Below are 23,692 nucleotides of genomic sequence, written 5' to 3'. Positions count from 1 at the left end.
TACCGCGAAGACAAAGGGACAGGAGGCAGCAGGTTATGAAACTGAGTGCAGAGCAAAAAGAGCGGGTGGAAGAACTGCTCGCGCAGATGACATTGGAGGAGAAGATCGGACAGATGAATCTGGAATCCCCGTCCATCGTCGGCGGATTCGACGTGCCGTTTGAAGAATTGATCGAGATGATGACGGACGGTAGATTGTCCAAAGAAGAATTTCAGAAGATCATGTCCACCGCACAGCGTGATTATCATGAAGATGATATCCGCGCCGGAATGGTCGGGGCGATGATGGCGGATGATCCGCGGAAAAATAATGAGCTGCAGAAGATCGCAGTGGAGGAGAGCAGACTGGGGATCCCGATGCTGACCGGATTTGATGTGATCCACGGACTGCGCACCGTGTATCCGATCGCGATCGCGGAAGCAGGAACATTCGACCCGGAGCTGTTTGAGCGGACGGCACATCTGGCGGCGCGTGAGTCGAGAGCCCATGGGATCAACTGGAATTTTGCGCCGATGATCGATGTGGCGAGAGATTCCAGATGGGGACGTGTATCGGAGGGACCGGGAGAAGATCCGTATCTCGGAAGTACATTTGCCCGTGCAAAAATCCGGGGACTCCAGAGCGATACATCGGATACGGCTGATTATGTGGCGGCATGTCTGAAACATTATGTGGCATACGGCGCATGTGAATCGGGGCGGGATTACAATACGACGAGCATGTCGGTTTCCCAGCTTCACAATGTTTATCTTCCGACGTTCAAAGCGGCGGTGGAAGAGGGCGCGGCGACGGCAATGGCGGCGTTCAATGATTTAAACGGCGTTCCGTGTACCGTCAATCCTTATACACTCCGGACGATTTTAAAAGATCTGTACGGACTGCCGGGATTTGTAGTCAGCGACGCCAACGGGATCAAAGAATGTGTGGCGCATGGCATTGCGGAAGATGAAAAAGATGCAGGATGTCAGGCGGTTAATGCGGGACTGGATATGGATATGGGAACGCATATTTACAAAGATCATCTGAAACAGGCGGTGGAAGACGGACGGGTTTCCATGGACGTGCTCGACGACGCTGTCCGCCGGATCCTTTCCGTGAAAATGTGGCTCGGCTTGTTTGAGAATCCGTATGTGCCGGAAGATGTGATCAGGCTGTATGAGCAGAGCGGACTTCCGGAAGCGGACGTGCAGACCGCGCGTGAAGCGGCGGAAAAGTCGATCGTTCTCTTAAAAAATGAAAACGGGATCCTGCCTCTTTCCAGAGGGCAGAAGATCAGTCTTGTCGGAACGCTTGCGGCAGATGCGAAAGAAGTCTGCGGCGCATGGGCGATGAGCTGGAAAGAGGAAGACTGTGTGTCGATCCTGGACGGGCTGAAAAAGAGCGGTGCAGACCTCGCTTATTATCCGTGCGGAGGACCGGAGGGGGAACTGAATGAGGAAGAGATCCGCCGGGCGTGCGCGGACAGCGACGTGATCGTGGCAGTGGTCGGAGAGCTTTGCAGCATGAGCGGAGAGGCATCCTCGAAAGCGGACATTACGTTGCCGGGAAAACAGCGGGAACTTCTGGAAAAACTGCTGGCGTCGGGAAAACCGGTCGTAACGGTTCTGATGAACGGACGTCCGCTGGCGCTTGGATGGGAGGCGGAACATCTGCCGGTTATCGTGGAGGCATGGCATCTTGGGATCGAAATGGGAAATGCGGTCGCAAACGTATTATTCGGCGACGTCAATCCGAGCGGAAAACTGGCGTCTTCGTTCCCGTCTGTGAGCGGACAGTGTCCGATGTATTACAATCATCCGAGTACCGGACGTCCGGGAAGCAACAGTAAATTTACTTCCCGATATCTGGACGCGCCGCATGAAGCGCTGTACCCGTTCGGCCATGGATTGAGCTATACGACATTTGCATATGAGGAGCTTCATGTGGAAGAACAAAGCGACTGCCTGCATGTCAACGTGTCTGTGAAAAATACGGGAGACCATACCGGAACGGAAACGGTGCAGCTTTACATGCAGGATGTGACGGCAAGTCTGGTGCGTCCGGTCAAAGAACTGCGCGGCTTTGCAAAGGTTGAACTGCAGCCGGGAGAAGAGAAACGCGTGGAACTGACGCTGAAAAAAGCAGAAATGGGATTTTACGACAATCAGGGACAGTATGTAAAAGAAGACGGATTGTTCCGAATCTATGTCGGCGGCAATTCCAGAGACTGTCTGTGTGAAGAGATCAGAGTGAAATTTTAAGGTGGGACTTACAATCAGGCTGTGCGGATATCCGTACAGCCTGATCGACTTTATAAGACTTTACTGAACTGAATGAGAGGGGGATTTGCGAAATGTTTCCGGAGTCACCCCTGTTTCGCGTTTGAACATTTTTCCGAAATAACTGGGACTCTGAAAACCGCAGGTGTGCGCAATATCCAGTATCTTCATGTCGGGATGGGTGAGGAGCAATGCTCTGGCACGGCTTACGCGGATGCCGAGGATGAAATGGGACAATGTCTGCTGCATCGTCTGTTTGAACAGGGCACAGAGATATTCCCGGGAAAGCCCGGCATGCGCGGCGAGTTCATCTAAGGATAAATCTTCGGCATAATGTTCCTCAATATAGGAGATCACCGACGTGATCCGTTCATTTGTGTTTTTTTGCGCGCTCGGATAAATCCGCGAGACAGACGGGCAGAGATCGAGCAGAAAACCGTAACATTCTCTGGAAAATTCAAGCGAATCGTTTTTTGTATGATCGGAAATACTGCGGTCGTGTATCAGGCAGATCGTCCGGAGATGGCGTTCGAAGATTTCCGGAATCGACAAATGATAGACGCCGGTTTCGTACATTTGCAGTGCGTGAAGAATTTCCCTGCAAGCTGATCCTCCGAATCCGATGAAATGCACCGTCCAGTCATCGGAAACTGCCTGATAGACATGCGGAATCTCCGGATAAATGAGAAGCCCCTGCCCTTGAGAAATGATAGAACGCTGTCCGTTTACAATAAATTCCCCTTGTCCTTTGACACAGTAAAACCATTGGAAGAACGGCATGCCACCGGGGCGGACGATCGGTTCCTGGTGATGGTCGACTCCGATCAGTTCCAGCTGCAGTGGGAGCGGGCGGTTCGGATTTTGGATATGGAACATCATAGTGTAAGACCTCCTTAGCGTCGGTGTACAAGGAATGTTTTCCCCCTTGTACACTGATGCTAATATTATTATATAAATATTATGATATTAAGATTGTGATCGGATGTCAAGAATCCTTATAATAAAGGCAGAAACGGAATATAAACCAAAAAGGAAAACAAACCAAAAGGAGACAAACAGAAAACAGATTAAGGAGGATGTTCTGATGGGTGAAACAACAGAAAAATACCCGATTCCGGAGATCCGGAAAGACGGTCGGATCTCCACGTTATATGTGAAAGGGGAACCGTTCTTCGCATTGAGCGGAGAAATCCACAATTCCAGTGCGAGCAGTCTGGATTATATGGAAGAACATGTGTGGAAACAAGTGGAAGATATGCATTTGAATTCTCTGATCGTACCGCTTTACTGGGAGTCGATCGAGCCGGAAGAGGGACAGTATGATTTCACACTTCCGGACGGACTGATCCGGCAGGCAAGAAAACATAAGATGCATCTGATCTTTCTATGGTTCGGGCTTTGGAAAAATGCAGAATCATTTTATGTGCCGGGCTGGATGAAGCGGGATTCGGAAAAATACTGGCGCGTGCAGACGGCTCTGGGCGAGACGATCAATACGATCTCACCGCTCTGCCGGGACGCGGTCGAAAAGGATGCGAAAGCATTTGCGGCGGTGATGGCGCACATCCGGGAAGTTGATGCGGACGAATCCACCGTGATCGTCATGCAGGTGGAAAATGAGATCGGACTTTTGAATACGGCGTGCGATTACAGCCCGAGGGCAAGGGAAGTACTTGCAGAGGAAATCCCGGAGGAAATGACGAAGCTTTACGGCGCGCGGGGGGACTGGAAATCTGCGTTCGGCGACGATGCGGAAGAATATTTTATGGCATATCATTTTGCGAAAGCGGTGGAGCAGATCACAGATGCGGGGCGGAAAGAATATCCGCTTCCATGCTATGCGAATGCGTGGCTCAGGCAATATCCGTGGTATGCGGGATCTTATCCGTCAGGCGGTCCGGTCTGTGAAGTACATAAGATCTGGAAGATGGCGGCCCCGTCGCTGTTTACGCTGGCGCCGGATATTTATGTGCCGTATGTTGCAAATGCGATGGATGAATATAGTTATGAGGGCAATCCGCTGTTTGTGCCGGAAGTCCGAAAAGACGCGGTGACGGCATCTTACGCGCTGTATGCCTTTGGAAAACACAATGCGATCTGCTATTCGCCATTTGGGATCGAGGATCTTGCGCTGCCGCCGGAAGCGATCGACCGTCCGCCGATGGAAGTGATGGCGGCGCTCAATATCGATCCGTCTGCATTTGAGATTCGGGGGAGTAAAGAATATCTCGGAAGAGTCTATCAGTTGATCGATGAGATGAAACCACTTTATATGAAATACCGCGGAAGCGAGCATCTGAAAGCGTATGTGCGGAAATCCGATACAGATTTCGGAATCTATTTCCGGTTTAAAAATTATGATGTATCGGTGGCATATGCACCGAAGATGCCGGAGAAACCGCTGGCAGCAGGAATGATCTATGAACTCTCAGAAGATCAGTTTCTGATCGTCGGTATGAGAAGTACATTTACATTCCGTGCAAAGGAAAGTGACGGAAAGAAAGTGAATTATGTCAAAGTACAGGAGGGCGAGATCAAAAACGGCGAGTGGCTGCCGGGAAGAATCTTGAACGGAGATGAGCAGATGAGCCTGAAATGCGGAGATATGGCAGAATGTCTGTATGTGGAGTTATATAAATATTGATATTGGGATATGAAAAACAGTGAGGTCAAAATCAGAGGTGTAATTTTGACCTCATGTTTTTATGGTAAAAAGAAAAATGGAAAGACAGGTCATTTTTGAGCGAGGAAAGACGGCAAAAAAAGGGAAGCCGTCGGAGGGAGGCTGATTTATACTTAAATACATAAACGATGTCAGGGTCGGTGATCATCGACGCCAAGGTCAAAATGAAGAGAGAAAGGGATAAAACAATGAAGATTTTAGGTTTATCATTTGGAAAGAAAAATGCAAACTGCGACATTCTCACGAAAGAAGCGCTGTACGGAGCACGCGAGGCGTATCCGGACGCAGAGATCAAATTCATCAACACACAGCGTTTGAATATCGGTCGTTGTATCGGATGCGGAGCATGTTCTACGGCTCTGGAAAAGGGAAAAGACAATGAATGTATCATCAAAGATGACTTTCAGATGTTGGAGAACGAAGTACGAGCAGCAGATGCGATTATCGTGGCAGCTCCGGTTTATGTGCTTCAGCCGGTAGGACAGCTGAAAGATTTCGTAGACCGTTTTTCATGCCGTCACGATGTATCTGCGATCAACTGGGTGCTGGATAAGAGAAGAAGCGGCGAGATGCCGGGAGATCCGGATGAATTCCCACAGGAGCGTTTGAGAAGACGTACGGTATCTTATATTTCTGTTGGCGGAGCAAGCACGAAAAACTGGGTTTCCATGGGAACAGCCGGATTACATTTGTTTGGAATGTCTGCAATGATGCAGGTTGTTGCAAATTACAACGCTTATAGTATGGGAACGATCGGAAATCCATATCTGGATGAAGAATTGATCGACCAGATGCATGAAATCGGAAAACGTACTGCTAAAGCATTTGAGATGGATCCGAAAGATGTAGAATTTTACGGACCGCAAGGAAACGGAACATGTCCGGTCTGCCATCAGGACCTTCTGACAGTGAATGGAACAACAACAGTAGAATGTCCGATCTGTGGAATCGAAGGAAAGATTGCGATCAACGGAGACAAGCTGGAAGTAACATTTTCTGAGGAACAGCAGGCAAGAGCAAGAGGAACATTTAAAGGACTTCGCGAGCATACAATTGAGATTCAGGGATTTGGTGCTATCTGCGGACCGAAGATCATGGCAAACAAAGAATTGCTGGATGAAAAGATGGATCGCATCAAAAATTTTGAGAAATATATCGAGGCATAATGATGGTATTGGTGATCACAGATAACAGAGTAAAAGACCGGGACGCCTATCTTCCGCTTGCAAAAGCATTCGCCGCGGACGGTGCAAACGATAAAGGATGTCATGAGATGAACGTATATGTGGATCCGGAAGTGGAGAACCGCGTCGTATTCGTATCGAAATGGGATGCAAAAGAAGATTTTCTTGCACATGTGCAGGGAGAGTCCTTTGCAAAACATATCCCGGGAATGGCGCCGTATTATGAATCCGGAACGGATACGTTTCTGGAACTGGCGGAATAAGGAATCTAAGGTAGCACGTATATTAACAGAAAAACACCTGCCCAGACAGATGGTTTCAATTTCCTCTGTCCGGTCAGGTGTTTTTATCCTACCAGCTTACAAAGAATAAATTATTTCCTACATTAACGCCCGGTCGGTCGGTCGCACCGGCATAAAGGAAATAGTAACAGTCGGCAACGGAAGCAAGCCGCGCGCCGTTGATCGCGTCTTGGGCAACCTGATAGGACAAGGCGGTCGGTCCCTGCGCGAGAACGGTGTCCAGTCGTCCGCTCCAGGTCGGTTCAAACTGTCCCGGCGCATAGATCACTTCGGTGATCGTATTCGGGAACAGCGGGCTGTATACACGGTTCATGATCACGGTTGCCACGGCAAGCATGGAGTCATAATCCTGATAAGCTTCACACTGCAGGATCGCGGCAAACACGTCCAGTTCGCTGGATGAAACATTCGGAGTCCCTCCGCCTTGGATCACAGTGTCATCGCCGCCGGAATTGCCACCGCTCTCCGGAACGGATGGTTCTGCCGGAGGAGCCGTATCCGGTGCGGCGGTTCCGGAATTGTCGCTGCCGGAACTGTTATCGGAGTGATTTTCGTCCGGTTTGTCGGAATTTGGTTTATTGGAAGACCCATTATTCTGAGCCGCATTCTGCTTTTCGGCTTCCGCCGCGGCTTTCTGTGCGGCAAGCTGCGCTTCCTCTGCGCGGAGCTGGGTAAGCTGTGCGGAGAAAGAAGCAAGATCCGTGGAGGTGGCTGCGGCAGTTGCCTGCAGCGCTGCCTGGCGTCCCTCCAGTGTTGTCTGAAGTTCGGTCAGGGAAGTCTGCTGATCGATCAGCGTCGCTTCCTCCATGGCGATCTCTTCCTGAAGCGCCTGAAGTTCTTCCAACATTTCCCGGTCATAACTGCTGATATTCTGGATAAAATCTGCTTTGTTCAGAAAATCGGTCATCGTTTCCGCAGAGAAAAGCATTTCCAGAAGTGTTGCATTTCCGGTTTCGTACATATACTTGATACGGGTTTTCATATCTTCGTATTGTTTTGCTTCGTCTGCCTGTGCGGTTGCGAGCGCTTCCTGTGTACGGAGGATTTCTCCGTTGGTGATCTCTACCTGCATCTGAGTGGTGGTGATCTGATCGCTGATGCTGACCATTTCCTGATTGAGTCCGCTTAGCTGCGCCTGCAGTGCCGCTGTTTTGCTTTCCAGCGTAGCAATGTCTTCCGCATAGGTCGGAAGCGTAGGAAGTGTGGCTGTCAATGTACAAAGGGCAGCGGTTCCGGCGATAAAACTGCGCTTGAAATATGTGTTCATAGAGTCAGATTCCTTTCTTTTGTAGCGTGTCAGACGTTGTGTCCGACACTTTTTGGTATAAGCACCGTCCCGGTATCAGGAGAAACGTTCCTGTTATTTGGGAACGGCGGCATCGATTAAAAAGATTTGCTACGACATTATACTATAAATTGCGTTATTACGCAAATTTTGTTAAAATATATCGAAAACGTCGGTGTACAAAAGGGGATACAGGAGAGAAAGAGCGGATATGCATCTCTTTGCAAAACGACGTGAAAAAGATAGGAGAACAGACATATATAAGGAAAGGATTTATAGAAATGCGCAGGATAAAAATGATCGGTCTCGATCTCGACGGGACTTTATTGAATACGAAGAAAGAGTTGACGGAGTATACAAAAGAGATTCTCACGCGTGCGATCGAAAGCGGTGTGACGATACTGACCGCGACCGGAAGACCTTATACGGGGATCCCGGAAGAATTAAGAGAATTTCCGGGGATGCGCTACGCCCTGACATCCAACGGCGCGAGGATCATAGACCGGGAGAAAATGAAAGACACGGAGGAAAAGGGCGTGCTTACCGAACATCTGCTCCCGCTGGAGGATGCGAAAAAAGCATTGGAAATCCTCAGAAAATATGATACATTACAAGAGGTATATTTTGACGGACAGGGGTATGCGGAAGCAGACAAACTGGAGGAAGTCCAACGTTACCATCACAGTCCGCATATGCAGGAATATGTAAGAAAAAGCAGGATCTGTGTTTCCGAATTGGATGAGATCATAGCGCAGGAAAACCGGGCAATGGATAAAGTGCAGGGATTGTTTGCGGATATGAAAGAGCGGGAGCAGGCATGGCAGGAATTGAAGCAGTTTGACAGTCTTGAACTGGTCGGCTCGCTGAAATATAATATTGAGATCAATGCGGCAGGAGTCAACAAAGGAAAAGGGCTTCTGGAATTAGGCGAGATCCTCGGTATTTCAAGAGAGGAGATCATGGTGTTCGGAGACGGAGACAATGACATTGCGATGCTTCGGGAAGTCGGATTCGGCGTTGCGATGCAGAATGCGGACGAGGAAGTGAAAGCAGTCGCAGATTATGTGACAGGGAGCAACGATGAGGACGGTGTCGCAAAGGCGATCGCCCGGTTTGTGCTCGGGGAAACTGTGCAGTAAAGCACAGACAGTTGAAAAATAGGAGGAGAAGAATGTTAGAAGCGTTAAAAATAATTTTCTTGGGAATCGTGGAGGGCATCACGGAATGGCTTCCGATCAGCAGTACGGGACATCTGATCCTGGTGGAAGAGTTCGTTCATCTGGAATTAAGTGATGCATTTGTGGAAATGTTCAATGTCGTGATCCAGTTCGGCGCGATCTTGGCCGTGATCTTACTGTATTTCCACAAGTTGAATCCGTTCTCGCCGAAGAAAACGGAGAAGCAGAAATTGATGACCATTCAGCTTTGGGTCAAAGTAGTGATCGCAACGATCCCGGCTATGGTATTCGGATTATTGTTCGACGATTATGTGGATGAGCATTTTATGAACGCGTATGTGGTTGCGGCGATGCTGATCATCTATGGTATCTTATTTATCGTTGTGGAAAAGAAACATGAGGGCGTACCTCCGAAAGCGGCGAAGCTTTCTCAGCTGACGATCCCGATGATCCTTGCGATCGGAGGCTTTCAGGTGCTTGCGATGATCCCGGGAACTTCACGTTCCGGCGCGACGATCCTCGGTGGACTCCTGATCGGGGCATCCAGAAGCGTGGCGGCGGAATTTACATTCTTCCTTGCGATCCCGGTCATGTTCGGATGGAGCTTTTTGAAAATGCTGAAGTTCGGCTTTGCATTTACCGGGCAGGAATTTTTCATGCTGCTGCTCGGATGCGCGGTTTCATTCGGTGTATCGGTGTTCGCGATCAAATTCCTGATGAAATATATCAAAAACCATGACTTTAAAGTATTTGGATATTACCGGATCGTGCTTGGTGTGATCGTGCTTTTGTATTTTGGCGTTACCGCGTTGATGGCATAAGCGGCAGCGTAAATCGTGTAAGAAAAGTGAGTGCATATTCTTTTTATAAAAAAATGGAATATGCACTTGTTTTTTCGGAAAAAAGTGTTAGAATATAAAGATAGTGTGCATAAACATACAAATAATTATGAATAAATATGTGGAGGAATGAAAGATGAAAAAGAAAGTATTGAGCGTATTATTGGTTGCAGCCTGCGCATTTTCCATGGCAGCCTGCGGTTCAGACGGAAAGAGTGAAGATGGCGGAGACGCAGCAGAGAAGGAAACACTTGTCATGGCGACAAACGCAGAATTCCCGCCGTATGAATATCGTGAGGGAGAAGAGATCGTCGGTATCGATATCGACATTGCAAATGCGATCGGAGAAGAGCTTGGTGTGGAAGTAAAAGTGGAAGATATGGACTTTGATTCCGTGATCCCGGCGATTTCCAGCGGAAAAGCAGATTTCGGGGCAGCAGGTCTGACGATCACAGAAGAGCGTCTTGCAAACGTTGACTTTACAGATACTTACGCACATGCGACACAGGTGATCATCGTAACAGAGGACAGCGAGATTGCAGGACCGGACGATCTGGTTGGAAAATCCATCGGTGTCCAGCTTGGAACAACAGGTGATATTTATGCAGGAGATGTGGAAGATTCCACAGTAGAGCGTTACAAAAAAGGATTCGAGGCTGTTCAGGCATTGTCTCAGGGCAAGATCGATGCGGTCGTGATCGACAGCGAGCCGGCAAAAGAATTTGTTGCGGATGCAGAGGGTCTGAAGATCCTTGACGAAGCATTTACAGAAGAAGATTATGCGCTTGCCGTTGCAAAAGACAACGAAGAACTGACAAAGAAGCTGAACGAAGCGCTGGCAAACTTAAAAGAGTCCGGAAAACTTGACGAGATCATTGGAAAATACATTTCTGCAGACGCAGAATAATGAAAGAGGATATTGAGCATGTTACAATCATTTCAGGAGAGGTTTTATCTTAATTTTATAGCGGATGACCGTTGGAAATATCTTGTGAACGGTCTGAAAGTAACGCTGACGATCACATTTTTTGCATTGATCATCGGTGTGGTTCTCGGTTTCCTTGTAGCGATCGTTCGTTCGACCTATGATAAAACTGGCAAGCTGAAGATTCTGAATCTGATCTGCAAAGTGTATCTGACGGTGATCCGCGGAACTCCGGTTGTCGTCCAGCTTTTGATCATTTACTTTATCATCTTCGGAAGTGTGGACATCAACAAAACGCTCGTTGCCGTGATGGCGTTTGGATTTAACTCCGGAGCGTATGTGGCGGAGATCTTCCGTTCCGGTATCATGTCTATCGACGACGGACAGTTCGAGGCGGGACGAAGCCTTGGTTTTAACTATGCGCAGACGATGTTCTATATTATCATGCCGCAGGCGTTTAAAAATGTGCTTCCGGCGCTCGGAAACGAGTTTATCGTACTTTTAAAAGAGACGTCTGTTTCCGGTTACATCGCACTGGAAGATCTGACAAAGGGCGGAGACATTATCAGAAGCCGTACATACGATGCATTTATGCCGCTGATCGCTGTTGCGGTGATTTATCTTGTAATGGTTATGATCTTTACGAAACTTGTTAATATGCTGGAGAGGAGGCTGAGAAACAGTGATCACTAATGGTGATGTTTTGATCGAAGTAAAAGACGTGCACAAAGTATTCGGAAATTCACTGCACGCTTTGAATGGGGTCTCCGAAACGATCCGAAAGGGCGAAGTTGTCGTGATCGTCGGTCCGTCAGGATCCGGGAAATCGACGTTCTTACGTTCCCTGAACTTGTTGGAAGTTCCGTCAAGCGGAAGCATTTTCTTCGAGGGGACCGATATTACAAGCAAAGAAACAAACATCGATATGCATCGGCAGAAGATGGGCATGGTATTCCAGCATTTCAATCTGTTCCCGCATAAGACGATTCTGGAAAACATCACGCTTGCGCCGATCAAAGTTCTGAAAAAGAGCAAAGAGGAAGCGGAAGCGCGGGCAATGGAACTGTTGGAAAAAGTCGGACTTGCGGCAAAGGCAAATGCGTATCCGTCCCAGCTTTCCGGTGGACAGAAACAGCGGATCGCGATCGTGCGCGCGCTGGCGATGGATCCGGAAGTGATGCTGTTCGATGAGCCGACTTCCGCGCTCGATCCGGAGATGGTCGGCGAGGTGCTGGAACTGATGAAAGAACTGGCGCGGGACGGCATGACGATGGTTGTCGTGACACACGAGATGGGATTTGCCAGAGAGGTAGCAACCCGCGTGATCTTTATGGAATCCGGAGAAGTCAGAGAGCAGGGAAGCCCGGAAGAATTTTTCGGAAACCCGAAAGACGAGCGACTGAAAGAATTTTTGTCGAAGATTTTGTAAACATTGCGGATCGGAAGCGGTCCTTTATATGGGAAAGGCAGTTCTCCAAAACGGAGGGCTGTCTTTTCGTTGCTATTACAATGGGGTAGAATGAATGCGATATGAACATATTTCAAAAGGCGTTTTTTTAGAGCGCCCGAACCGGTTTCTTGCTTATGCAGAGCTGGCTGGAAAGAAAGAGACGATCCATGTGAAGAACACCGGACGATGCGCGGAACTGCTGAAGCCCGGCGCTGTGATCTATGTACAGGAAAGTCAGAATACAAAGCGGAAGACGAAGTGGGATCTGATCTGCGTGGAAAAGGGCGACCGGCTTGTCAATATGGACTCCCAGATACCGAATCAGGTCGTCAGAGAATGGCTTGGCGAGGGACATTTGTTTCCGGATATCCGAAAGATCCGTCCGGAGACAACCTACGGAAATTCCCGGTTTGATCTGTATGTGGAAGCAGGTGGCGATCCGGAAAACGATTCCGAAAATGATCCGGAAAACGAAACGGCGCTTCGGAAGATTTTTATTGAGGTGAAAGGTGTGACGCTGGAAGAAAACGGCGTGACCCGGTTTCCGGATGCGCCAAGCGAGCGGGCGGTCAAACATTTGGAGGAGCTGAGCCGTGCGGTGAAAGAGGGATACGAAGCGTACGTTGTTTTTGTGATCCAGATGAAAGGCGTGCGCTATTTTACGCCGAATATAGATACACATCCGGAGTTTTGTCAGGCGTTAAAAGCGGCAAAAAAAGCGGGCGTTCATGTGCTGGCTTATGACTGTGTGGTGGAAAAAGACAGTATTCGGATGGACGAGGAGATTCCGGTCGTTTTGGAAAGTCCGTTATTGAAAGAAGCAGTGGATCCGTTGGTTTGCTGGTATCGGGAAAATCATCGGGATCTGCCGTGGCGGAATCATCCGGACGCGTATCGGGTATGGGTTTCCGAAATCATGCTGCAGCAGACACGGGTGGAAGCGGTGAAGCCGTATTATGCGAGATTTCTGCAGGAACTGCCGGATGTGCAGGCGCTTGCGGAAGCGAAAGAAGACCGGCTGATGAAACTGTGGGAGGGACTTGGTTATTATAACCGGGTACGGAATATGCAGAAAGCGGCGCAGCAGATCGTCGATCTGTATGACGGCAGATTTCCGGAAACTTATGAGGAGATCCGGATGTTGTCCGGAATCGGAAACTACACAGCCGGGGCGATCTGTTCGTTTGCATACGGCATCCCGAAGCCGGCGGTGGACGGAAATGTGCTCCGGGTCGTTTCGAGACTTCTTGCAAGCGATGCGGATATTATGAAAGCAAGTGTCCGCGCCGAGATGGAGAATCGGATCGAAGAGGTGATCCCGCCGGATGCGGCATCGGATTTTAATCAGGGGCTGATCGAGCTGGGAGCGATCGTCTGTGTGCCGAACGGAGAGCCGAAATGTGATGTGTGTCCGCTCTCCCATCTCTGTAAGGCGAAAGCGCAGGGCATCCAGATGCAGCTTCCGGTTAAAAAGAAAGCCAAAGCGCGCAGGATCGAAAAGCGGACGGTACTTTTGTTCCGGGACAGTGAAACAGTGGCGATCCGGAAACGTCCAGCAAAAGGATTGCTGGCAGGTCTGTATGAACTGCCGAATTTGGACGGTCATCTTTCCGCTGAAGAGGTGATCGCGTACAGTGCGTCCATCGGGCTGATGCCGGTGCGTATCAAAAAAATGGGGACGGCGAAGCATATTTTCAGTCATGTGGAATGGCATATGACCGGATATGAGGTTGTCGTAGACGAATTGGAAAAAAACTGCAGTGAAGAAATGATTTTTGCAGCAAAAGATGAGATCCAAAAGAAATATTCGATTCCGTCGGCATTCGAGGCATATTTGCCGAGAGAAAAGGAGAGAAAGCATGAGTGAGCAGACAGAGCTGTCGAAACAGCAGAAAAAATCAAAAGAAACAAAGGCGCGAATTTTCCGGGCAGCAAAACAGATCCTGCAGAAGAAAGGATATGAAGAACTGTCGATCAAAAATATCTGCGAGGAAGCGGGAGTTTCCAACGGAAGTTTTTATCATCATTTCAAGACGAAAGACGATCTTCTTTCTTATTATATAGAAGAACAGCCGAGTATCAATCCGGATCTGCTCGATCTTCCGGATAATTCGGAGGAGGTCAAGATCGCGATCATCCGCGTATATTTGAATTATGTGGAATATTGCCGAGAACTGGGCGTTGAATTTATGGCAGGATATTACAATCCGAAAAATCAGGCGCTGAATCCGGTGATCCGGACGGAGCGTCCGTATCCGATCGTGACCGTGCAGACTTATGTGGAAAAAGCGATCGAGGCGGGCGTTGCCCGGCTGAATGTAGCGATCGAAGAGTTCACGACCGATATCCGGATGATCGTTATCGGAAATGTATTTGAGTGGTGTCTGCATCAGGGAGAGACAGATTTTGAGGGGAATATGCGCCGGTCTCTCGGAAAATATCTGGACAGTACCGTTGTGTCACCCAAGTGACAGAAAAAGAAGTCCGGAGGCAAGACAAAAGAGGAGACGGAGAAGAGAGGTAGAATGTGAAGTACCAGTTTATTGTGAACCCGAAAGCGCGTTCCGGGAGAGGTGCGCGTGTCTGGGAGGATTTAAAACAGATCTTGGAGAACGACGGGATCGATTTTGAAGCCCGATGCACGGAGTATGCGGGACAGGCGGAGGAGTTTGCGGCGGAAATGACAGCAGACGGAGAGGAGCATCTGATCGTTGCGCTGGGCGGAGACGGTACGGTGAATGAGGTGATCAATGGGATATTGGACTGCAGCAAAGTTGTGTTCGGATATATTCCGACCGGATCCGGCAATGATTTTACCCGTGCGCTGAAGATCCCGACCGATCCGCAGAAAGCGTGGGAAAGTATACGGCGGCGTGCGCAGGAGCGGAAAATGGATCTCGGGGTGATCGAATGCGGTGAAAAGCAATATCGGTTTGCGGTGAGTGCAGGGATCGGTTTCGATGCGGCGGTATGTCATCAGGTCAATCGTTCCAAACTAAAAAAGATATTGAACAAAGTCGGACTGGGAAAACTGACTTATCTGGGCGTTGCGTTGAACCAGATGATCCGAGAACCAATCTGTACATCGGAAATCCTGATCGACGGAAAACAGAAGAAACGGTTTGAAAGGACATTTTTTGCGGCGGTTATGAACCACCCGTATGAGGGCGGCGGATTCCGTTTTTGTCCGGATGCACGGATCGACGACGGGCTTTTGGACGTGATCGTCATTTCGGGGATCTCAAAATGGAAAATCTTGTTCTGCCTGCCGACGGCGTTCAAGGGGAAACATACCAAATTCCGGGGGATCGATCTGTTTCAGTGCCGGGAAGCCGCGATTCATTTTGAAAAAGCGGCGCCGATACATACAGACGGAGAGAACGTGGAGATCGAACAGGAAATGGGCGCGCATCTGCTTCCTGTTCAGATCCGCGTGATCGTTCCGTAAAGTGTGGAAGAAGAGTTTCGCGGACGATCTGAAAAATTGTTAAGCTTTTATGAACCTCCTTGTTGTTGGTATGAAATCGTGTTATAATCGGAAACAGTTAAATTGACAGGTGAACAGGGGGAGCAGGATTTGACTGATCGGTATGAGATCGATTTCGCCTCAAGGGAGTGTAAAAGATGAGCAAAAAGAAGAGGATTGCGGAGCTTTTGAAGAAGTATAAGCATGCATGGGTGTTTAGTTATATCCTGTTATATGTACCGTGGTTTTTGTATCTGGAGAGTCAGGTGACGGAGAATTATTATGTGATCCATTCATGGATCGATGAGAAGATCCCGTTTGTCGAGTACTTTATCGTGCCCTATCTGCTGTGGTTTGTATTTATCGCTGTGGTTTTTCTGTATTTTTTCTTTACGGATGTGGACGGATTTTACAAACTTGCGAAGCTAAGCTTTATCGGGATGACGATCTTTTTGATCATTTCGACACTTGTGCCGAATGGTCTGGAACTCCGCCCGCATTTTTTCGCAAGAGACAATGTGTTTGTAGACATGGTGAGGATGCTTTATCAGGCGGATACGCCGACGAATGTATTTCCGAGCCTGCATGTGTTTAACTCTCTTGCAGCGTGTATTGCAATTTATAACAGTGAGACATTGCAGAAACACCGCGTGATCAGCGGGGTGTCTTATGTTCTGGCAGGGCTGATCATCCTGGCGACGATGTTTTTGAAACAACATTCGATTTACGATGTGATCGCCGCGTTTGTGCTGGCATATGCATTGTATCAGATTGTATATGTAACGGAACACAAGAAAGTTCCGAAGCTGGAGCGGCAGAAGAAGAGTACTGTATTCAGCAAATAAAAAGGGAAATGAAAAAGGACACAGAAGTGTGAGGAGGAACATGTTATGGGAAAGATTATGTTGACGGGAGACAGACCGACGGGGAGACTGCATGTCGGACACTATGTCGGTTCTCTGCGTCGGAGAGTGGAACTTCAGAATACAGGGGATTTTGACGATATTTTCATTATGATCGCGGATGCGCAGGCGTTGACGGATAATGCCGACAATCCGGAGAAAGTGCGCCAGAATATCATTGAGGTTGCGCTGGACTATCTTGCGTGCGGTCTGGATCCGGAGAAATCTACGCTGTTTATCCAGTCGCAGATTCCGGAACTTTGCGAATTGTCGTTCTACTATATGAATCTGGTGACGGTATCACGTCTGCAGCGGAATCCGACGGTGAAATCAGAGATCCAGATGCGTAATTTTGAAGCGAGCATCCCGGTCGGATTCTTTACATATCCGATCAGTCAGGCGGCGGATATCACCGCGTTTAAGGCGACGACGGTTCCGGTAGGGGAAGATCAGCTTCCGATGCTGGAGCAGACAAAAGAGATCGTAAGAAAGTTTAATTCTGTATATGGCGATACATTGGTTGAGCCGGAGATCCTGCTTCCGGAGAATCAGGCGTGTCTGCGTCTTCCGGGAATTGACGGAAAGGCGAAGATGAGCAAGTCGCTCGGCAACTGTATTTATCTGTCGGAAGAACCGGATGAGATCCAGAAGAAAGTGTTCAGTATGTTTACCGATCCGACTCATATTAAAGTATCGGATCCGGGCAAACTGGAGGGCAATACCGTATTTACTTATCTGGATGCATTCTGCAGACCGGAGCATTTTGAGGAATTTCTCCCGGAATATCAGTCGCTGCAGGAATTGAAAGATCATTATCAGCGTGGCGGTCTCGGCGATATGAAAGTAAAGCGCTTCCTCAACAATGTTCTGCAGACTGAGTTGGAACCGATCCGGAATCGCAGAAAAGAATATCAGAAAGATATTCCGTATGTATATGAGATCCTTCGCAAGGGAAGTGAAAAAGCCGAGGCGGTTGCGGCGAAGACTTTACAGGATGTAAAAGCAGCGATGAAGATCAACTACTTTGACGATCAGGAATTGATCAACAGTCAGGTGGAGAAGTTTCGTTAATATGTGAATAACTAAGAAAAATGAGAGGGCAGATGTGGAAAACGTCTGCTCTTTTCGATTGTATGAGAGTGATTACGGCGGACAGCGGGCGGAAAAGGGATAGAATATAGGCGAAGCAGTCTGTAGCGGATCGTTTGTTGTATGGGCGACGAGCCAAAGTCCGGCTTGCCCGAGACCTTGGCGACTGCTTACGATCCCGGAATGTGCCTTTTGGCACTTCCGGTGATTCGAATGAAAGGAAACAAAAAAGCCTGTGGGAAATCCACAGGCTTAACGTGCGCGAGAAGATTCGAACTCCCGACCTTCTGGTCCGTAGCCAGACGCTCTATCCAGCTGAGCTACGCGCACATGCTTGAGTCTCGCTCAAAGCAAGTATTAGTATAATGGTTTTGTACAAAGATGTCAATAGTTTTTTTGAAAAAAGTAAAAAAATCGTGCTTTCCAATCCCGGAATGTGCCTTTTGGCACTTCCGGTGATTGAAATGAAAGACTGCGTCAGTGCACAATGGTGAGCTGGTGATCAAGGGTGGCGATACAGATGCCTTGGGATACCGTCCACCACAACCGGAGAAACGTCTCCTTGGATCAGCGGACGTACATAGCTGATGAAATCTTCGGTTACATAGTCGCCCTCTTCATTGACCCAGCTTCGCGGAACAAGCTTCTCGTCATTTGCAATTTTGTGCACATCTTTGACTTCCGTGCTTGCCTGATAAGGATCGTCGGATAATCTCTGTAGTACGACCATCTTTCCGGAGTCTCCCTCGTCAGCGGCTTTGACAGCGGCTCCGCCTACCTGATAAGCTTCCAGAATATCCACGCGTGAAGAACAGTGGGAGGCTGCACGCTGCAGGGTACTTAATTCGATCGCGCGCGTTTTGCAGCCAATCTCTCCGGCTATGTAACTCGCAAGGTAGTTTGCGGTTCCGGAGAGCTGTTTGTGTCCGAATGCATCGACAAAATCAATGCTCTGTCCGAGTTCGCATACATATCTTCCGTCAGCAAGCCGGATCCCCTCGGATACGGCGACAACTACGGATGATTTCTTTGCCAGAAGATCACGTACTTTTTCACCGAATTTTTCCACATCAAATGGAAGTTCCGGAAGATAAATGAGATCCGGACCGGTACAGTCTTCCCCTTGTGCGAGCGCGGCGGCGCCGGTCAGCCACCCGGCATTACGTCCCATGATCTCCACAATGGAAACAAGACCTTTGCTGTATTCCAGTGAGAAACTGTCGCGGATGATCTCCTTGACCGAAGTACCGATATATTTGGCGGCGCTTCCGTATCCCGGTGTATGGTCGGTCAGCGCCAGATCGTTGTCAATGGTTTTCGGACAGCCGACAAAACGGGTCGGGAAACCGGTTACGATGGCATAATCCGATAACTTCTTGATCGTGTCCATGGAATCATTACCGCCGATATAAATAAAGGCTTCAATATTTAACTTTTCCAGAATCTCAAAAATCTTATCGTATACTGCCCGGTCTTCATGGATTTCCGGAAGTTTATAACGACAGGAGCCGAGAAAGGCTGCCGGAGTCCGCTTTAAAAGCTCTGTATCCAGATCGGACGTAATGTACTCTGAGAGATCGATATAACGTTCCTGCAGCAGCCCCTGGATCCCGTGCAGCATACCGTATACCTTGCCCGCACCGCGGTCCCGGGCAGTGCGGTATACTCCTGCGAGGCTTGAGTTGATAGCGGTGGTTGGACCGCCGGATTGTCCTACGATAACATTTCCTTTCATGTTGATACCTCCGAATCGCTCATATTTTGCAATGTGTCATATCCATATTTTAGTGCATAATAACTAATTTGTAAACGATAAAAATAATATAATAGATAAAATGCACAAAAACACTTGCGTAAAGAGAAAGAATCGTGTATGATACAACTATTCTGATAACAAATCTGAAAAATCTACTTTCAAGATCGCTTCTGATCAGATTTTCAGTACAGAGAAAAAGAATGGCATGTTTAAAAACGAAAGAGAGGAGTGTTTAAATCGGCTGCGGAAAATTATGAAATCATACGTTTTATGGAACATGGGAACCGGTGGCATCCGGCGATGGATTGTGTTCAGGGAGAACTTTTGATCGATCGGGTCAGACGGTGTCCGGAAGTGGAAAAAGAGGAGGTGTTTGGATGGATCAGACAGCTTGCACAGCAGTTGGAGCGCTTTCATCGATGCCGGAGCGGGCAGTGCTATCGTTATGTGAATCCGTACAGTGTGATGATCACACGGGACGGACAGATCATGCTTCTGGATCTGGATGCACAGAGTAATGCGTTTGTGTTAAAGAATATGCAAAAGAGGGCGATGCGCAATCATTTTGTGAAACCACTGCTCCACATCAGAGATCATACACGATTGTTTGCGGATTTTTACGGATTTGGGAAGACGGTACAGTTTTTGATGGCGAGTACGATTCCTGATCCGCCGTTGACACGCGGTGAAAGCCGGAAACTTTATCGGATAACGGAAAAATGTCTCAGCGAAGATCCGAAGCGGGTTTATCAGGAATTCGGACAGATCCAGAGAGATCTTCCTGTTGTGAGGAATCCGGGTGACAGGCGGAAAATACGTGGAATAGCAGTGTCTGCATGTGTTTTATTTCTTGCGGCAGGGAGTGTGATGTACCGGACATTGGCTGAGCGGGAGGAACGTGGGGAGAGAATGCAGTCCCGGATGGAACTGGTGAATGCGGAAGACGGGAGCAGTCAGAGTGTAAATTCGGCGGAGACAGACAACGTGGGAAAAGCAGGCGTGGAAAACGCAGACATGGAAAAAAATACTGCGGAACAGTCGGCGGAAAGTACAGTGGGAGAGCATGCGGGAGATGCCGTGCAAAATAGTGCCGGATTGGACAGGCAGGTAGCGGCGGCGTTGGGAGAGCAGCTTGCATTTCAGACGTCGGAGGGCAATCGGGAGGTGATTCGATGCGGAGAAAATATCAAACGAGAAGTTCTGCGCTGTCTGGGAGAGGCATATATCAGAGAAAAACAGACGGAACAGGCATTGGATGTGTACCGGGAATTATGCCGTACCGAGACGGACACGGAACGTTTACGGGAAATATATATGAAGCGTATTCAATTAGAAGAGGAATGCGGCGACAGCCAGGCGGCTCTCGAAACGGGGCGGGAGGCCTCTGCACGATTTTCGGAGTCCAAGGAGATCCAGACGGCATATTTGAAAACAATTTATCAGTGTGAGACGGTGAAAAAGGAAGAACGACAACAAGAAGCGAAAAATCTGGTGCAAAGATATCCGTTTTTGAAAGAAACAGAATCCTACATACAACTGGAGGAAACGTTTCATTTACTGGGAAATACAGAAGAGAGTGCCGGGAAAGAGGCTCAGGAAAATACAGAACAGGAGAACATCGCACAGGAGAATCCTGCGCCGGAAAGCGCATCACAGGAAGAAACGACGCCTGCGGAGAACGGATCGGTCAAGACAGAAGATCCGGCAGCCTGACGCAGGCTGCCGGAGAAGTGAACGCTATTTTAGAAAATGTCGGAGAAGATGCGCGTAAGATTTCCGATAGGGCTGATAGCGGAATGGAAGATCGATCCAGGTCTTTTTATCCACGATACTTTTCATATGAGAAAAGGTCAGGAATCCATCTTTTCCGTGATAAGATCCCATTCCGCTTTCACCGAACCCGCCGAAGCCCATTTCACTGGTGGCAAGGTGAATGATCGTATCGTTGATGCATCCGCCGCCGAATCCGCAGAGCGTCATGACTCTGCGGGCGGCGCTTCGGTTTTGGGAGAAGAGATAAAGCGCCAGCGGGTGCTGCATGGAGTTGATCTTTCGGATCGCCTCATCCAGAGTATCAAAGGTTACGATGGGGAGAAGCGGACCGAAGATTTCTTCCTGCATAACGGGATCATCGAAAGTCGCCGGAGAAAGTAAAGTCGGTTCGATTTTGAGGAGAGCGCGATCCGTGTTTCCACCGAAAATTGTTTTTTCGGGATCGATCAGCTCCTGAATCCGGTCAAAATGTTTTTCACTGATCATATTTCCGTAATTTGGATTCGAAAGCGGATGCTTTCCGAATTGCTTTCGGATCTGGAGTTTTAGTTCTGAAGTCAGAGCATCTCTGACCTTGGCATCGCAGTAAATATAATCCGGTGCGACACAGGTTTGTCCGCAGTTTAAGAATTTGCCGAACACGATGCGTCTGGCAGCCAGTTTTAAATCTGCGGTGGCATCGACGATGCAGGGACTTTTGCCGCCCAATTCCAGTGTGACCGGCGTGAGATGTTCGGCAGCGCGTCGCATGACTTCTTTTCCGACAGCCTGACTTCCGGTAAAGAAAATATAATCAAAATGTTCATTTAAAAGGCAGGTATTCTCAGCGCGCCCTCCGGTAACGACGGATACATAGGACTTGTCAAAACATTCGGACAGCAGTTTTTGGATGATCCCGCTTGTGGCAGGCGAATAGGCACTTGGCTTTACGACGGCAGTATTTCCGGCCGCGATCGCATCGACAAGAGGATCGATGGTCAAAAGAAACGGATAGTTCCATGGACTCATGATCAATGTAACACCATACGGAGATGGTTTCCGAAAACTACGGGATGCAAATTGCGCCAATGGCGTGCGTACAGCTTTTTCTTTTGCAAAGGAGCGGATGTGACGGAGCATATAGCTGATCTCGCTTAAAGTAAGACCGACCTCGCACATATAGCTCTCAAAGGGACTTTTTCCCAGATCGCGGCGGAGTGCGGCGTTGATTTCCGGCTCATATTTTTGAATAGCACATTGTAAATTTTTTAAGGCGGCAATTCTTGTGTCAACGGACTGTGTTTTGCCGCTGAAGAAAAAACGCCGCTGTGTGGTTACGATCGAATGGATATCCTGTTGATTCATGAGAACCTCCTTAGATGAAAAAACATATTTGCTTTATCATACGGCATATCTGACGGATTCGCAAGCGGGCGCAGGAATAGACTGACGTAGATGTGCTCGAGGGGAGAAACATACACAATTGTGAAGAAGATGTCAGGCGGAAAACGATGTCTGGAGTGAGAAAATATCCCGGAAAAGGGAGGATGCCAGGCAGCTGATCTCTCAGCCCCTGGCATGTATTATGAAAAAGTTTTTTCGAAAAAAGAATAATTGTCTTAATCAAGGTATCAAATAGTTTTTATTTGATAATGTTAGTATATGGAGAAGAAATGAAGAAAACGTGTTTTAAAGATGAAAGAATTTTGAAAGATAAATGAATAAAATGTGAACGGAAAAGTATAGAAAAATTTAAGAAACTGTTTCTTGGAATACATTTCGTAATATGCTATCCTAACGGTAAAGCAAGTAGAATGGATTGCTGGAATAAATCAGAAAAAGATAAGATCAGGAGGAATAGTTGATGACGAAAGAGACATTTTTGTCACAGCTTGGCAGCGCGCTTTCGGGCAATATGGACAGTGGAAAAGTAAATGAAAACCTGCGTTATTACAGTGAGTATATATCGGGGGAAGTGCAGGGAGGAAAGACGGAAGAAGAAGTTCTTCAGATGCTTGGAGATCCGTGGATTCTTGCACGGACACTGATCGATGCGGATAACGGCACAGATCGGGAGACAGTATATGAGACCGGCGGAACTTATGAGAATCAAAGTGCCGGACGGAATCGGAATGGAGACGCCGGCGGAAAAGAACAGGAGAGCGGAAAATGGTGGAAGAAACTGCTGCTAGTCCTGTTTGTTATCATGATCGTGCTGCTTGTCTTTGCGATCATCAGCGGAGTGATCCGTATTTTTGCACCATTTGTACTTCCGATATTGCTTGTGATTCTTGTGATACGGATATTGAAAGGAAAACGGCGATAAGATGAAGAGAAAAGCCAGTGAAATGAACGGTGGGAATATCGGATAGAAATCTGTACTTGACAAAAAGTAAAAGACCGATGGGGGAGCCATCGGTCTTTTGAGGGGAGTATAAATAATTAATAAGGGGTTGTAGAAAGCATCCTTTCTACATGCATTAGTATAATATATTGAATTGGAAAAAGCAAGCAAAAAATAAAAAATGTGCAGAAAGTGCAGAAAGAGTGAATTGTAAAAGTAAATTCCATCCCTCACATATAAGCCATGGAATTTATTAATTCTCAAAATAAGTATGGCATT

Annotated in this window: 20 protein-coding genes and 1 tRNA gene; 16 read left to right on the top strand and 5 right to left on the bottom strand. The window is 48.1% G+C overall.

Going from position 1 to position 23,692, the window contains the following annotated elements; translation table 11 throughout:
* The first annotated feature begins 35 nt into the window (after positions 1 to 35).
* Complete coding sequence (locus I2H87_RS12685) at positions 36 to 2,240, top strand: glycoside hydrolase family 3 N-terminal domain-containing protein (RefSeq protein WP_009268169.1); 2,205 nt, start codon at positions 36 to 38, stop codon at positions 2,238 to 2,240.
* Positions 2,241 to 2,300: 60 nt separating this feature from the next.
* Here I2H87_RS12685 and I2H87_RS12680 read toward each other — a convergent pair whose 3' ends face one another.
* Positions 2,301 to 3,137, bottom strand: a complete 837-nt coding sequence (locus I2H87_RS12680) for an AraC family transcriptional regulator (protein ID WP_009268168.1) — start codon at positions 3,135 to 3,137, stop codon at positions 2,301 to 2,303.
* A gap of 205 nt (positions 3,138 to 3,342) precedes the next feature.
* Here I2H87_RS12680 and I2H87_RS12675 point away from each other — a divergent pair, with 205 nt between their 5' ends.
* The 3 genes from I2H87_RS12675 to I2H87_RS12665 all read left to right on the top strand — a co-directional run bounded on the left by I2H87_RS12675 (position 3,343) and on the right by I2H87_RS12665 (position 6,388).
* Positions 3,343 to 4,902 carry a DUF5597 domain-containing protein gene (locus tag I2H87_RS12675; RefSeq protein WP_195610209.1) on the top strand — a complete coding sequence of 520 codons (1,560 nt, stop codon included), beginning with the start codon at positions 3,343 to 3,345 and terminating at the stop codon, positions 4,900 to 4,902.
* A gap of 227 nt (positions 4,903 to 5,129) precedes the next feature.
* Positions 5,130 to 6,107: a flavodoxin family protein gene (locus I2H87_RS12670; RefSeq protein ID WP_195610207.1), complete on the top strand. Its 978-nt coding sequence runs from the start codon at positions 5,130 to 5,132 to the stop codon at positions 6,105 to 6,107.
* Complete coding sequence (locus tag I2H87_RS12665) at positions 6,107 to 6,388, top strand: putative quinol monooxygenase (protein ID WP_227183548.1); 282 nt, start codon at positions 6,107 to 6,109, stop codon at positions 6,386 to 6,388. Before I2H87_RS12670 ends, I2H87_RS12665 begins: the two co-directional genes overlap by 1 nt.
* A gap of 88 nt (positions 6,389 to 6,476) precedes the next feature.
* Here the strand turns inward: I2H87_RS12665 and I2H87_RS12660 are convergent, their stop codons facing one another.
* Positions 6,477 to 7,694 (bottom strand): cell wall hydrolase, encoded by a 1,218-nt coding sequence (locus I2H87_RS12660; RefSeq protein WP_195610205.1) that lies wholly within the window; start codon positions 7,692 to 7,694, stop codon positions 6,477 to 6,479.
* Positions 7,695 to 7,993: 299 nt separating this feature from the next.
* Between I2H87_RS12660 and I2H87_RS12655 the strand changes: the two genes are divergently transcribed.
* From I2H87_RS12655 to trpS, 10 genes are all read left to right on the top strand, one after another.
* Entirely contained in the window at positions 7,994 to 8,851 is an 858-nt protein-coding gene (locus I2H87_RS12655) for a Cof-type HAD-IIB family hydrolase (protein WP_195610203.1), read from the top strand.
* 32 nt (positions 8,852 to 8,883) lie between these two features.
* Positions 8,884 to 9,711, top strand: coding sequence for an undecaprenyl-diphosphate phosphatase (locus I2H87_RS12650; protein ID WP_009268162.1), 828 nt, complete (start codon positions 8,884 to 8,886; stop codon positions 9,709 to 9,711).
* Between the two features lie 154 nt (positions 9,712 to 9,865).
* Complete coding sequence (locus I2H87_RS12645; protein ID WP_117551092.1) at positions 9,866 to 10,636, top strand: basic amino acid ABC transporter substrate-binding protein; 771 nt, start codon at positions 9,866 to 9,868, stop codon at positions 10,634 to 10,636.
* Between the two features lie 18 nt (positions 10,637 to 10,654).
* Positions 10,655 to 11,347 (top strand): amino acid ABC transporter permease, encoded by a 693-nt coding sequence (locus tag I2H87_RS12640; RefSeq protein WP_009268160.1) that lies wholly within the window; start codon positions 10,655 to 10,657, stop codon positions 11,345 to 11,347.
* Complete coding sequence (locus I2H87_RS12635; protein WP_009268159.1) at positions 11,337 to 12,083, top strand: amino acid ABC transporter ATP-binding protein; 747 nt, start codon at positions 11,337 to 11,339, stop codon at positions 12,081 to 12,083. Before I2H87_RS12640 ends, I2H87_RS12635 begins: the two co-directional genes overlap by 11 nt.
* Before the next feature lie 94 nt (positions 12,084 to 12,177).
* Positions 12,178 to 13,971, top strand: a complete 1,794-nt coding sequence (gene mutY / locus I2H87_RS12630; protein WP_117551095.1) for an A/G-specific adenine glycosylase — start codon at positions 12,178 to 12,180, stop codon at positions 13,969 to 13,971.
* Positions 13,964 to 14,575, top strand: a complete 612-nt coding sequence (locus I2H87_RS12625; protein ID WP_009268157.1) for a TetR/AcrR family transcriptional regulator — start codon at positions 13,964 to 13,966, stop codon at positions 14,573 to 14,575. Before mutY ends, I2H87_RS12625 begins: the two co-directional genes overlap by 8 nt.
* Positions 14,576 to 14,631: 56 nt before the next feature.
* Positions 14,632 to 15,552 carry a diacylglycerol/lipid kinase family protein gene (locus I2H87_RS12620; RefSeq protein ID WP_009268156.1) on the top strand — a complete coding sequence of 307 codons (921 nt, stop codon included), beginning with the start codon at positions 14,632 to 14,634 and terminating at the stop codon, positions 15,550 to 15,552.
* Positions 15,553 to 15,728: 176 nt separating this feature from the next.
* The gene (locus tag I2H87_RS12615) at positions 15,729 to 16,415 is read left to right on the top strand and encodes a phosphatase PAP2 family protein (protein ID WP_195610201.1); all 687 of its coding nucleotides are present in this window, start codon (positions 15,729 to 15,731) and stop codon (positions 16,413 to 16,415) included.
* Between the two features lie 45 nt (positions 16,416 to 16,460).
* Positions 16,461 to 17,543 (top strand): tryptophan--tRNA ligase, encoded by a 1,083-nt coding sequence (gene trpS, locus I2H87_RS12610; RefSeq protein WP_009268153.1) that lies wholly within the window; start codon positions 16,461 to 16,463, stop codon positions 17,541 to 17,543.
* 274 nt (positions 17,544 to 17,817) lie between these two features.
* Here trpS and I2H87_RS12605 read toward each other — a convergent pair.
* Together I2H87_RS12605 and I2H87_RS12600 are read right to left on the bottom strand one after the other, a co-directional pair.
* Positions 17,818 to 17,891, bottom strand: a tRNA-Arg gene (locus I2H87_RS12605).
* 172 nt (positions 17,892 to 18,063) lie between these two features.
* A complete protein-coding gene (locus tag I2H87_RS12600) occupies positions 18,064 to 19,296 on the bottom strand; it encodes a 6-phosphofructokinase (protein ID WP_195610199.1) in 1,233 nt (410 codons plus the stop codon).
* A gap of 291 nt (positions 19,297 to 19,587) precedes the next feature.
* Between I2H87_RS12600 and I2H87_RS12595 the strand changes: the two genes are divergently transcribed.
* Positions 19,588 to 21,030 carry a protein kinase family protein gene (locus tag I2H87_RS12595; RefSeq protein WP_195610197.1) on the top strand — a complete coding sequence of 481 codons (1,443 nt, stop codon included), beginning with the start codon at positions 19,588 to 19,590 and terminating at the stop codon, positions 21,028 to 21,030.
* Positions 21,031 to 21,054: 24 nt separating this feature from the next.
* On the opposite strand, the gene I2H87_RS12590 is transcribed toward I2H87_RS12595, so the two are convergent.
* Complete coding sequence (locus I2H87_RS12590; protein ID WP_195610196.1) at positions 21,055 to 22,434, bottom strand: aldehyde dehydrogenase; 1,380 nt, start codon at positions 22,432 to 22,434, stop codon at positions 21,055 to 21,057.
* Between the two features lie 499 nt (positions 22,435 to 22,933).
* Between I2H87_RS12590 and I2H87_RS12585 the strand changes: the two genes are divergently transcribed.
* A complete protein-coding gene (locus I2H87_RS12585) occupies positions 22,934 to 23,395 on the top strand; it encodes a DUF1700 domain-containing protein (RefSeq protein ID WP_195610194.1) in 462 nt (153 codons plus the stop codon).
* The last annotated feature ends 297 nt before the right edge of the window (positions 23,396 to 23,692 follow it).

The sequence above is a fragment of the Mediterraneibacter glycyrrhizinilyticus genome (assembly GCF_015560805.1).
Taxonomy (GTDB): Bacteria; Bacillota; Clostridia; order Lachnospirales; family Lachnospiraceae; genus Schaedlerella; species Schaedlerella glycyrrhizinilytica_A.
This window is presented reverse-complemented; position numbering and strand designations above follow the sequence as displayed.